Source organism: Ligilactobacillus pabuli, assembly GCF_022836475.1.
Classification (GTDB): Bacteria; Bacillota; Bacilli; order Lactobacillales; family Lactobacillaceae; genus Ligilactobacillus; species Ligilactobacillus pabuli.
Map to the genome: position 1 here is coordinate 1 of NZ_BQXH01000074.1, position 227 is coordinate 227.

Below are 227 nucleotides of genomic sequence, written 5' to 3' on the forward strand. Positions count from 1 at the left end.
CTGCTGCCTCCCGTAGGAGTTTGGGCCGTGTCTCAGTCCCAATGTGGCCGATCAACCTCTCAGTTCGGCTACGTATCATCACCTTGGTAAGCCGTTACCTTACCAACTAGTTACTACGCCGCGGGCTCATCCAAAAGCGATAGCATACACCATCTTTGCCCAACCGATCATGCGATCAGTTGGTTTATGCGGTATTAGCACCTGTTTCCAAGTGTTATCCCCCTCTT

The 227-nt window shown here is 51.5% G+C and carries 1 rRNA gene; it reads right to left on the bottom strand.

The features are described from left to right. Positions 1-227 (bottom strand): 16S ribosomal RNA (locus LPAF129_RS11150); the annotation flags it as partial.